The organism is Kitasatospora sp. NPDC058115 (genome assembly GCF_042884635.1).
GTDB lineage: Bacteria > Actinomycetota > Actinomycetes > Streptomycetales > Streptomycetaceae > Kitasatospora.
In genome coordinates, this window is sequence record NZ_JBHVTL010000009.1 from 242282 (window position 1) to 253396 (window position 11115).

12 protein-coding genes are annotated in these 11115 nt (G+C 75.3%); 6 read left to right on the top strand and 6 right to left on the bottom strand.

Annotation, left to right across the window (positions count from 1 at the left end):
- Window positions 1–6 precede the first annotated feature (6 nt).
- Together ACFVVL_RS12635 and ACFVVL_RS12640 are read left to right on the top strand one after the other, a co-directional pair.
- A complete protein-coding gene (locus tag ACFVVL_RS12635) occupies window positions 7–654 on the top strand; it encodes a TetR/AcrR family transcriptional regulator (protein WP_387674017.1) in 648 nt (215 codons plus the stop codon).
- Between the two features lie 166 nt (window positions 655–820).
- On the top strand, window positions 821–1567 hold the full coding sequence (locus ACFVVL_RS12640; RefSeq protein WP_387674020.1) for a hypothetical protein: 747 nt from the start codon (window positions 821–823) through the stop codon (window positions 1565–1567).
- Between the two features lie 42 nt (window positions 1568–1609).
- On the opposite strand, the gene ACFVVL_RS12645 is transcribed toward ACFVVL_RS12640, so the two are convergent.
- Both ACFVVL_RS12645 and ACFVVL_RS12650 read right to left on the bottom strand, forming a co-directional pair.
- Window positions 1610–1873: a hypothetical protein gene (locus ACFVVL_RS12645; protein WP_387674023.1), complete on the bottom strand. Its 264-nt coding sequence runs from the start codon at window positions 1871–1873 to the stop codon at window positions 1610–1612.
- Between the two features lie 140 nt (window positions 1874–2013).
- Window positions 2014–2733, bottom strand: coding sequence for a TetR/AcrR family transcriptional regulator (locus ACFVVL_RS12650; RefSeq protein ID WP_387674026.1), 720 nt, complete (start codon window positions 2731–2733; stop codon window positions 2014–2016).
- A 111-nt stretch (window positions 2734–2844) separates the two neighbouring features.
- On the opposite strand from ACFVVL_RS12650, the gene ACFVVL_RS12655 reads away from it, so the two are divergent.
- The 3 genes from ACFVVL_RS12655 (at window position 2845) to ACFVVL_RS12665 (ending at window position 4394) form a co-directional block, all read left to right on the top strand.
- Entirely contained in the window at window positions 2845–3762 is a 918-nt protein-coding gene (locus ACFVVL_RS12655) for an NmrA family NAD(P)-binding protein (RefSeq protein ID WP_387674029.1), read from the top strand.
- Window positions 3763–3841: 79 nt separating this feature from the next.
- On the top strand, window positions 3842–4207 hold the full coding sequence (locus tag ACFVVL_RS12660) for a hypothetical protein (protein ID WP_387674032.1): 366 nt from the start codon (window positions 3842–3844) through the stop codon (window positions 4205–4207).
- Between the two features lie 58 nt (window positions 4208–4265).
- Window positions 4266–4394 (top strand): hypothetical protein, encoded by a 129-nt coding sequence (locus ACFVVL_RS12665; protein ID WP_387674035.1) that lies wholly within the window; start codon window positions 4266–4268, stop codon window positions 4392–4394.
- Between the two features lie 229 nt (window positions 4395–4623).
- On the opposite strand, the gene ACFVVL_RS12670 is transcribed toward ACFVVL_RS12665, so the two are convergent.
- The 4 genes from ACFVVL_RS12670 to ACFVVL_RS12685 form a co-directional block, all read right to left on the bottom strand.
- Complete coding sequence (locus ACFVVL_RS12670; RefSeq protein ID WP_387674038.1) at window positions 4624–5067, bottom strand: DUF4259 domain-containing protein; 444 nt, start codon at window positions 5065–5067, stop codon at window positions 4624–4626.
- A gap of 91 nt (window positions 5068–5158) precedes the next feature.
- Window positions 5159–8293 (bottom strand): AMP-binding protein, encoded by a 3135-nt coding sequence (locus ACFVVL_RS12675; RefSeq protein WP_380422438.1) that lies wholly within the window; start codon window positions 8291–8293, stop codon window positions 5159–5161.
- A 143-nt stretch (window positions 8294–8436) separates the two neighbouring features.
- Complete coding sequence (locus tag ACFVVL_RS12680) at window positions 8437–9279, bottom strand: alpha/beta fold hydrolase (RefSeq protein ID WP_387674041.1); 843 nt, start codon at window positions 9277–9279, stop codon at window positions 8437–8439.
- 385 nt (window positions 9280–9664) lie between these two features.
- The gene (locus tag ACFVVL_RS12685; protein ID WP_380288196.1) at window positions 9665–10243 is read right to left on the bottom strand and encodes a TetR/AcrR family transcriptional regulator; all 579 of its coding nucleotides are present in this window, start codon (window positions 10241–10243) and stop codon (window positions 9665–9667) included.
- A 92-nt stretch (window positions 10244–10335) separates the two neighbouring features.
- On the opposite strand from ACFVVL_RS12685, the gene ACFVVL_RS12690 reads away from it, so the two are divergent.
- The gene (locus tag ACFVVL_RS12690; protein WP_380288198.1) at window positions 10336–10782 is read left to right on the top strand and encodes an anthrone oxygenase family protein; all 447 of its coding nucleotides are present in this window, start codon (window positions 10336–10338) and stop codon (window positions 10780–10782) included.
- The last annotated feature ends 333 nt before the right edge of the window (window positions 10783–11115 follow it).

The following is an 11115-nucleotide window of genomic DNA, read 5'->3' on the forward strand; positions in this document are numbered from 1 at the left end:
CTCACCATGGCGAAGAGCGACCCCACCACCCCCCGCGAGCGCTACCGCACCCAGGTCCGCGCCGAGGTCATGGAACGCGCCTGGGAGCAGATCGCCACCGCCGGCGCCTCCGCGCTCTCCCTCAACGCGATCGCCAAGCAGATGGGCATGAGCGGCCCGGCCCTCTACCGCTACTTCGCCAACCGCGACGAGCTGATCACCGAACTCGTCCGCGAGGCCTACCGCAGCCTCGCCGACACCCTCGCGGCGGCCGCCGCCGACGGCGCCGACCTGGCCGGCCTCGCCCGCGCCCTGCGCACCTGGGCCCTCGCCGACCCCCAGCGCTACCTGCTGGTCTACGGCACCCCGGTCCCCGGCTACCGGGCCCCGGAGGACACCACCGCCATCTCCCAGGAGATCGCCACCACCCTCCTGGACGCCTGCGCCGCCGCCCTCCCCCCGGCCACCCCCGCCTCCCCCCTCGGCACCCACCTCGCCGCCCACCGCACCTGGGCCGCCGGCCACCCCGCCCCGCCCGAGGCCCTCGCCCTCTTCCTCACCCTCTGGACCCGCCTCCACGGCGTCCTGTCCCTGGAGCTCTCCGGCCACTTCACCGGCATGCAGTTCGACCCCGGGACCCTATTCGACGCCGAACTCGCCACCCTGCTCCCCTGAGGCAGTCCCCCGGCCCGCTACCGCTGCGCCCGTGCTGTCGTGGACCCGGCTCCCGTAGATTGACCCCGCACCCGCGCCCGTACCCGTACCCGCGCCCGCACCGGTGCCCGCGCCGATGATGCGGCGCGGGGCGGGACGGCTGGAGGGCTCGACGGCTGGAGGTACCTTGCGGGACGGCTTCTCCGACGGATTCCTCACGCGGCTGGCCCACGACACCCATCCGGTGGACCTGATGTGCCGCTACCTGCTGCACGGCTCGGTCGAACGGATCCCCGGTCTGGCCGCCGGTCCGGAGGCGCTGTCGTTCGAGCACCTGAGCCGGCACGTCCGCGCCGAGGACCGCTCCAGCCACGACGACGCGGACACGTTCTCGCTCTCCGTCCGGAGGAAGGTCCACGGGCGGCTGTACGGCCTGGAGTTCCGGTTCCACTTCATCGCCGGTGAGCGCTACGCCGACGCGGTGATCCCGTTCGGCGCCCCCATCGCCCTGCCCCGGTTCCTGCACCACCTCCGCGGCCGCTACGGCTCGGACGGAGCGCCGGGCGACTGGGACTTCGACGTGTACACCGACGTGCGCGATCTGCGCGAGAGCATCGTGCTGTTCGGCAACCGGCGCGAGATCTGGTTCCAGGCCAACCGCGCTCCGGTGGCGTCCGGCCGGTCCCGGCCGGTCCCCGGCGCCCGGGGCCGGCTGATCACCGGGCGGCTGCACGGCAACCGGTTCGGGACGCACGCCCTGCTCCACGCCGGAGGAGTGCTGTTCCCCGACCACCTCACCGGCGTCGACGCCGCCACCCCCGAGGCCCGGGCGTACCGGCGCCAGACGGCCCGGCTGCGCGACCCGCTTCCCTTGCGCACGGGAGCGGCCCGCCCCGACTTCGGCGCCACGACGCGGCGGCGCTCCGCGAGCTGACCCGGCGCCGGCCCGCGCCGGATCACACCGGCCGGCCGGCTCTCACGGCCCGCAGTTCTCGCTGATCACGTCGTTCAGGTTCGACAGGGACGCGCGCTCGTCCTCGATCTTCTTCTCCAGGACCTCCAGCGCCTGCCGGAGGGTGTCGATCTGGGCCTGGTCCGGATCGGCCTGCGCCTGGAGCGCGGTGATCCTGGCCCTGATCTCCGCCGCGCGTTGCACGCTCCGGTCGATGTCCTTCCTGAGGTCCCGAGCGGTGCGCTTCAGCAGCTCGCAGCCGGACTCCTCGGTCGGTGGAGCGTTCATGTCCGCACTCCTTCGTCTTCGCCGCGGCGCCCCGCCGTCGGGGCCCGGGACCGTCAGTATCGAGGCCCCCGGCGGCCCGCACCCGGCGGAGTAGCCCGTCCGGCCGGGGCCCGTCCTGCCGGGGCTCCTCCGGCCGGGGCTCAGCCCGCGAGCCGCCGGCGGTGGGCCCGCTGACGGCAGGTGGCACCGCAGTAGCGGACCGGGCGGCCGGTGGGACGGACGGTGAGCGCGCTCCCGCACTCCTCGCAGCGGACGTCCGGGCTGTCACGGAAGGAACGCCCTTCCGTGACGGACGCGGAAGGGCGCAGCCCGTCCAGGGTCAGCCGGACGAGCTTGAGGCCGGCCGGGCGGTCACGGCGGGCGCCGAGCATCGAGACGCACCCGGCAGCGAGGGCCGCGACGTCCTCCGGAGCGACATCGGCACGCACCCCGCCGGCCCGCTGCGCGGCTTGGAGCAGCGCGGCCAGCACCTGGCGGAAGCGCAGCCGGGCGGCGGTGAGCCCCGGCCGCGGCCAGCTGGTGTCGGCGACCACCACGTCGCAGATGTGCCCGCGCCTGCTGGACAGTTCGACGATGTCCAGCAGGAACCCGAAGAAGGCCTCGGTCGGCGCGCACCGGGCGGCCAGACGCTCACCGGAGGCGACCAGGTCCTCCAGGTGCCGGGCGAACACCGCCTCCAGGAGCGCCTGCTTGCTCGGGAAGTGCCGGTACACGGTGCCGGCACCGACACCCGCCCGGCGCGCGATCTCCCCGAGCGGGACGTCGAGCCCCTGCTCCGCCATCGCGTCGGCGGCGGCGGCCAGCACCTTCGCCCGGTTGCGGCGGGCGTCGGCCCGGTCTCCGGCCATCGCTGTCGTCATGTCACGAAACCCCTTGTGCCTCGACTCAACCGGGTTGCAGTGTTCCAGATACCCCGGGTCCACCGCATCAGTCCGATGCCCCCTGGAGCCCGGGGAGAAGGAGGAACCGTCATGACCACCGGCAAGGACACCGCCTGGTCCGCGACCATCGCCGTGACCGGCGCCACCGGCAAGCAGGGCGGTGCGACGGCCCGCCGGCTGCTGGCCGGAGGCCGGCGCGTGCGCGCACTGGTCCGGGACACGACCACCCCCGCCGCCGCGGCACTCGCGGCCGCCGGGGCCGAGCTGGCCGTCGCGGACTTCGACGACCCGGCGAGCCTCGAACCGGCGCTGGCCGGCGCCACCGCCCTGTTCGCCGTGCCGCCGGTCGCCTACGGGCCGACGAACAGCGGCGCGGAGCTGGAGTTCACCCGCGGCCGGGCCCTGGCCGACGCGGCAGCCGCCACAGGGATCCGCCAGGTGGTGTTCACCGGCGTCGCCTCGACCACCGGCCGGGCGTTCGCGGCCCCGGGAAAGCGGCGCACCGAACAGTACCTGCACGACTGGTTCCCGCTCGTGACCGTGCTGCGCCCGGTGCGGTTCATGACGAACTACCTCGGGACGAACGGCATCGGCCTGGACGGGATCGTCGACGGCGTCCACCGGCACCTGTTCACCCCGGACGCGCCGCTCCAGGTCATCGCACTGGAGGACATCGCCGAGTTCGCGGCCCTGGCCTTCGAGCAGCCGGAACGGTTCGCCGGACGGACCCTGGAGCTGGCCGGTGACGACCTGACCCCGGTCGAGGCCGCCGCCGCGATCAGCGCCGCGACCGGAACGACGGTGCGCTACGAGCAGGTGACCCACGACCAGGCGGCCGCGCTGAACCCGGAGTTCGCCGAGGTCCGGCAGCAGTGGGACGACGGCCACCGCTGGCGCGCCGACATCGAGGCGCTGCGGGTGATCCACCCCGGACTGCGCACCCTGGCGGACTGGCTCGCGCAGGGCGGCGCCGCAGCCATCCGCGCCCAGGTGCTCGGCGCCCCGTAGCCCCCTGGCCTCGTCGCTCCGCGGGCCCCTCGGCTACGCTCGGCCGGGTCGGGGCAGGATCGAACCAGGGGGTACCGCCATGCCGTACGACACCGGCGCACGGGTGAAGTTGACCAGGGAGGTGCAGCTCACCGCCCACGGCACGGCGACCGCGGGCGGTTTCCCGGGGGCCCTGTTCCTGGCCGAGGGGCTGACGGGCGTCGTCATCGAGGTCGGGAAGGGGGTCGGCGGCGTCGCCCAGGACCATCTCGCCGCCTTCGACCACCAGGTGCGCGGCAGCCACCTCTCGGGCTTCGCCGCCGGTCTGGTCGACGACCTCCGCCAGCAGGTCATCCGGATGAGCGCGCACGGCCCCGGGGCCGGCGCCCGCAGCACGTACAAGGTGCGCTTCGACAACGGGTTCGTCCTCGACGGTCTCGACGAGGACCGGCTGACCCCGGGCTAGGTAGAGAACTGCCGGACGTTGGTGACACATGGATCTCCGACTACGACGGAGTCCTGTCATGCCCCCTTCGCAGCAACAGCAGCAGGACCGCCAGGCCCAGCGGCGCCTGGCGGTCCTGAGACACGCCGAGGAGGCCAGCGGGAATGTCTCGCAGACCTGCCGGTACTACGGGATCAGCCGCAACTGACGTTCGTAACGACGGACGACCGCATCCTGCACGCCATCCGCCGCACCGACGGCAGCTGGCAGCACGCCACCCCCGATCGACCTGACCGGCGTCGTCGGCAACCACTACGCCGCCGGCATCACCGGAACCCTCTGACACCCGGGGGCCGGCGACCGGCACCGGCCGGTCGCCGGCCCCGGCCGCGTCCTCCTCGACACCGTTGCCGACGACCCTCGGGCCCGGGGCGTGTCTAGACCTCGGACCGTGCCTCCGCGGCCGGCTCCGGCTCGGGGTCGAGGACGGCACGGAGGGTCTTGACGGCGCGACGCCAGTCCGGGCTCTCCTCGGACTCGTCCCAGAGCTCGGCGAGCTCGGACTCGTCGGCGACCACGCGGTCGAGCGCCCGGACGGCGAGCGGACGGAGGTCGGCGGGGAAGACCGGGAGCGGCTCGTCGGGGCCGTAGGCGGTGGTGACCGGCTCGCCGCCGGGGCACTGGGCGGCGACGAGCGCGGCGGCGGCCACGGCCTGCGCCGCCTCGTAGGAGTCGAGGTAGTCCTCGGCCGCGGTCTCGGCGGCGGCGGTCAGGACGCTGCGGACCAGCCCCTCCCGCTCTTCCGGTGCCGCCTCGTCCAGCGTGCCGGAGAAGTCCGCGGCGGTGTCGTTGTCGAAGTGGCCGATGTCCCAGGTACCCACAGTGCTCTCCTCAAGTCGGTCAGGAGGATCCTGGCATCGGCCACTGACAATCGGGCACCCGCGGCCCCGGCCGGGTGCCCGGCCGCCCCGGTCAGCCCCCGGCGGCCCCGGCGATCCGCGCCGCCAGGGCGGCGGCCAGCGACTCGACGGCGGCCGGGGTGAAGGCGTGCTCGTTGTAGCGCAGCCAGCAGACCAGGGAGCCGTCCGGCTGTTCGGTGGCGGCGAGCTCGGGGACGTGCCGGTCGCCGCCGGGCAGCGGGTAGGGGACGGTGGCGCTGCGCGGCACCTCCCAGGCCGTGCAGCTGAGGCCGGGAAGCTGGGCGGGCGCGTTCCAGCTCTCGTAGCGCAGCCACGCGGCGAACGGTGCCAGCGGACTGAACTCCGCGAAGGGGTACAGCTGGTGGTCCAGCGCCGCGGTGGCGGTGTCGCGCACCCGGGCGAGGAGTTCGGCGAAGCCGGGCGAACCGGAGGCGTCGACCCGCAGCAGCAGCGACTGCACGAAGCAGCCGACGGCCTGTTCGGCCTCGGGGGTGGTGCGGCCGGGCACGGGGGTCATCAGGACGAGGTCGTCCTGGCCGCTGCGCTCCGCCAGCAGGCCCAGCCAGACGGTGGCGAGGGCCTGGAACGGGGTCGCCCCGGCCTCGGCGGCCCGTTCGCGCAGCGCGGCGGCGCGGGCGGCGGGGACGGTGAGGCGGTGGGCGGCGCTGAGGACCGTCTCGGTGTCGGCGCGCCCGGGGAAGGGGTGCACGGCCTCGGGCGCGCCGGCCAGGGTGCGGGCGAAGTGGGCGCGGGAGACCGGCCAGTGGGCGTTGGCGCGGGTGACCAGTTCGCCGAGCGTCGGCATCGGCCGGGGCGGCGGCGCGGGGCGGCCCCGGCGCAGCGCCGAGTAGATGACGCCGAGGTCGCGCAGCAGCACGCCGACCGACCAGCCGTCACCGACGATGTGGTGGACGGCCAGCAGGACGGCGTGGTCGTCGGCGCCGCGGCTGACCACGGCGAGCCCGGTCATCGGGCCCTTGCCGACGTCGGTGAGCCGGTCCCGGACGGCGATCAGCCGAGCCGACACCTGGTCGTCGCTCTCGCCGGGGGCGTCGACCAGGATCGCCTCGACCTCCGGCTCCGCGTCGACCACGGCGCGCCGGATCCCCGGGGCGGCGCCGGGCACCGGCACGAACCGGGTGCGCAGCGCCGGGTGGCGGCGCACCGCCTCGTGGAGGGCCTCGGTCAGCAGGTCGGGGCGCAGCGCCTCGGTGACGCGGAACATGACGGCGACCGAGCCGACGTTGCGACCCTCGGCCTCGGCCATCCAGCGCAGGAAGTTCTCCTGCTGGGAGGTGAGCGGGATGTCGTGCGGCTGGGCGCGCAGTTCGCGCAGGAAGGGGGAGAGTTCGGAGTCGGCGGCGGGGAGCGGGTCGCCGGCCGTCCTCGGGGCGTCGGCGAGCCAGGCGGCCTGGGCGCGCAGCGAGGGGCGTTCGAAGACGAGGGCGGTGCCGGCGGTGACGCCGAACTCGGCGGAGACGGCGGCGGCGAGCTGGACGGCGCGGAAGGAGTCGCCGCCGAGGGCGAAGAACTCGTCCTCGACCGCGCGGACGGGCCGGCCGAGGATCCTGCGCCACAGGGCGGCGAGGGCGAGTTCCGGTGCGGTGGCGGGCGGGGTGCCGGGGGCCGCGTCGTCGGCGGGCACCTCGAAGCGGGCGCGTAGCTGGTGTTTGACGACCTTGCCGCTGGGGTTGCGGGGCAGCCGGTCGGTGACCAGGATGCGGACCGGGAGTTCGGCCCGGCCGAGCCGTTCGGCGAGGAAGAGCCGCAGTTCGTCGAGGTCCAGGCCGTCGGCGGCGGGGACGACGGCGGCCACCGGGACGGCGCCCATGACGGGGTGCGGCAGGCCGAGCGCGGCGGCGTCGGCGACCCGCGGGTGGGCGTGCAGGACGTCCTCGATGCGCAGGGTGGAGACCTTGAGGGCGCCGGACTTGATGACGTCGCTCTCCCGGTCGACCAGGTACAGGTAGCCGTCGGCGTCGAGCCGGCCGAGGTCGCCCATCCGCACCCAGCCGTCCCGGAAGACGGCGGCCGAGGCGTCGGCTCCGGCGGTGTAGCCGCGCGGCGGGCCGGGCTGGCGCAGCCAGACCTCGCCGACGGCGCCCGGCTCGACGGGGCGCCCGTCCTCGCCGAGCAGCCGCAGGTCGGCGGGGTTGGCGGGACGGCCGACGGAGCCGGGGCGGCGGGCGTCGACGACGGCGGATATCTGGGCGGGGGACGCCTCGGCGGAGGTGTAGGTGTTGACCAGGGTCGCGGTCGGCAGGGCCGCGCGCAGGGCGGCGGCGACGGGGGCGGGCAGCGCGGCGGCGGAGGAGCTGATCAGCAGCACGCTGCTGAGGTCGTGCCGTGCGGCGACGCCCGAGTTGAGCAGTTCGACGGCCATCGACGGCACCAGGAAGACGGTGCCCGCGCGGTGCTCGGCGACGGCCGCGCCGAACTCCTCGGCGTCGAAGCGCGGCAGGCAGATCGTGGCGGGCGCGGCGACCAGGGCGTTGACCAGCACCACCTGGGCGGCGTTGGTGCCGATCGGGAAGGCGTGCACCGCGTACGCGGAGTGGGCGTAGGGGCGCGGGCGCGGGTCGAGCCGCTGACCGGCGGTGAGGCTGGCGTGGGCGGCGTGCACGCCCTTGGGCGTGCCGGTGGTGCCGGAGGTGCCGATGACCTGGGCGAGGTCGCCGGGGGCGGGGCGGTGCGGCGGCTCCCCGTCGGCGTCGTGGTGGCCGCCGTCCGCCTCCAGGTCCGCGAGCGGCAGGGTGCGCAGTCCGGCGGCGCTCGCGCGCGCGTCCTCGGCGGACCGGGCGACGGCCAGGGCCGCCGCGCTGTCGCCGGCCAGCCGCGCGGTGTCCTCGGCACCGAGGTCCTCGCGGACGACGACGCCCGCCGCGCCCGCGTAGTGCGCGGCGAGGAACGCCACCGCGTAGTCGTCCCAGGCCCGGTTGGGGAAGAGCAGCAGCACCCGGTCCCCCGGCCGCACCCCGGCCCGGGCCAGCCCGTGGGCGGCCCGCACCGCCCGCGCGCGCCACGTGCGGTAGTCGAGCACGGGGCGGCCGGGGACGAGCAGGGCGGGGCGGTCGGGGTGGCGCCGCGCCCGGTCGTCGAGCAGATCGGTCAGGGTGAGCGCGGGCGCGGCGTCCGGCGCCGAAACGGCGTTGGCGGGAACGGCGCTGACGGTGGTTCGGGTGCTGATGACGACTCCCGGTAGAGGCCAGGGCGGGTGGCTGGTCCAGACCGTAGCGGCTCCGCGCCGTCGCCCGCCAGAGTCGTCCGGCCACCGGGCCGACGACGGGCCGTGGCCGCGGCGGTCCGCCGGCCCGGCCGGGTGGGCGCTCGTCAGCCGAGGGCGAGCATCGCCTCGGCGACCTCGGCGGCCGCCGCGTCGGGGATCGCGGTCGCGGCCGCTTCGAGGACGAGCAGGCGTGCTCCGGGGATCGCGCGTGCGACGGCCTCGCCGTTGCCGACGGGGAAGAACCGGTTGCGGCGGCCGTGGACGACCAGCGTGGGGAGTCCGATCGTGGCCAGGCGCTCGCGCCAGCGGGGTGCGCAGTCGAGCCCGGCGAACACCGTGCCCAGCTCGTTGGCCAGGTGGACCGGGGGCGCGGTGCCGGGCGTGCGGTCCCAGATGCGCGCGGCGAGGGTGCGGGCGGTGGCGGGGTCGTCGCCGAGGATCTCGGCGCCGGCGGCGGCGAACTCCGCGACCGCCTCCCGGTCGGCCCAGTCGGGCAGCGGCCGCGCGAACAGCCGGCCCATCGCCGCCCCGTCGTGGTCCGGGAGGTCGTCGTCGACGGGGCCGGGGGCGACCGCGCGGGTGCCGACCAGGGTGAGTGCCGAGAACGCGTCCGGATGGTCGAGCGCGGCCACCTGGGCGACCATCCCGCCCACGCCGATCCCCGCGAGGTGCGCGGGTCCCCCGCCGAGCACGCCGACCAGGGCCGCGGCGTCGGCGGCGAGGTCGCGCAGGGTGTAGGCGGGCGCCTGCGGGTCGATCGTCGTCGACTCCCCGCTGTCGCGCAGGTCGTAGCGCACCACCCGGCGTCCGCCGGCGGCCAGCCGCTCGCACAGGGCGTCGGGCCAGGAGAGCATCGTGGTCCCTCCCGCGAGCAGGACGAGCGGCGCGTCGTCGTCCCCGAACGACTCGATGCCCAGGGCGGTCCCCTGGGCGTTGACAGTGGTCATCGGCTCACCGGAAGGCGTCGTAGGTCAGGTGCGTGGCGGTCGATGCCGACCCTACGCCGCGCAGCGCCGCCGCGGTGGCGGAAGCGGGGCGTGCCCGGCGGATTCCGGGGCGGACGGCGGCGCCGGTGCGGCGGCGAGCAGCGGCACCTGCCGGGCTCGCGCCCGTGGGCCGCTCCACCGCCCGGGCGGCGGCGACGCCCGGGACGCGCTCGGTCCCGCCGCCGTGGACGCCCCCCCCCCCCCCGGCGCGGCCGCGTGGCCGACCTCGCCGGGGGCGACCGCAGGATCGTGCGCCAGGGCATCGAGGCCGAGGGCGCCGAAGGGGCGAACGCCTGCGCGCCCTCCCGGCCGGTCCCCTGCGCCGACGTCGGGAACGCCCGCGGCGTCAGAACATGGCGAGGCGGTCCACCAGCGTCTCCACCCGCCACTCGGTGTGCTCCGGCGGCAGCCTCCCCGCCCTGGTCAGGGTCGCCAGCCCGTGCAGGGCCGACCAGAACAGCTCGGTGAACAGCCCGGGGTGGACGCCGTCACCGGCGACCTCTCCGAGGTTCTCCAGCAGGGCGGCGAAGGCGTCCTTCAGGGGCTCCGGGGTGTCCTCCTGCGCGAACGCCAGTCCGCCGTCGAGCTGGAACATGGCGTCGTAGACCGCCGGGTTGCGCGCGGCGAAGTCGAGGTAGGCGCGGGCGAGCGCGGTGACCCGGGCGCGCGGGCCGTCCGCGGCGGAGGCCGCGGCCCGCAGCAACACGGCCATCTCGGCGGCGCCTTCGAGGGCGACGGCGCCGATGATCTCGCGCTTGCCGCGGAAGTGGCTGTAGAGGACGGGCTGGCTGTATTCGATGCGCTCGGCGAGCCGCCGGGTGGTGACCGCGTCCCAGCCCTGTTGCTCGGCGAGTTCACGGGCCGTGGCCACGATGAGGCGCTCGCGGTCCATCCGTTCGCGTTCTTTGCGCTGTTGTACCGACATAACCGAACCCTAGCACTGCTAGACAATCGAGCGACAGCAGAACTAGCATCGGCAGCGACATCTAGCAGCGCTAGGTCCCGGAAGGGGTCATCATGCTCAACGCACTCGACATCTGCACCACCGTGGTCGTCGGCGTGATGGTGGGGGTGGAGTTCTCGGTCGCCTTCGTCATCAATCCGATCCTCAACGCCCTCCCGGACGACAGCACCCTGAGCGGTCGCGCCCACGGGGGCCGGATGCTCGGCGCCGTGATGCCGGTCTGGTACCTCACCTCGCTCGCCCTCGTCACGGCCCTCGCCGTCGCCGGACGCCACCAGCACGACACCGGCATCCTCGCCGCCTCCGGCGCACTGCTGCTGCTCAGCGTGATCATGTCGGTCCTGCTGCTCGTCCCGATCAACAACCGGGGCAAGACCTGGACCCCGGAGAACCGGCCCGCCGACTGGAAGCAGCAGGCGAACCGCTGGGACCGCTTCCACTACGCCCGCGTCGCCGTCCTCATCGCCGCCTTCGCGCTGCTGGCCACTGCTCTCACCTGAGTCCGGCCGCCGGCCCGCCCACCCGACGCCGGGCGGTGCAGGCCGGCCCGGGCCGATGAGCGGAGGATCCAATTCCTTGACAGTTCATACGAATTATCACCACCATGAGCACTGGTCGCCGCAACTCCCGGCCGACCGTCCCCCACGCACACCGAAGGAGACAGACATGCGGAAGATGACGATCCGTAAGTCCGGCACCGTCGCCCTGACCGGCGATGCCCGCCGGCTCTGGTTCGAGTGGTGCTGGTAGGAGCTCCGGCTCGGCACTGACACCGGTGGCGGGCGGGGCGGCGGACCGCAGGGCGCTCACCCGCCCCCAGCCGCCCCCCCCGC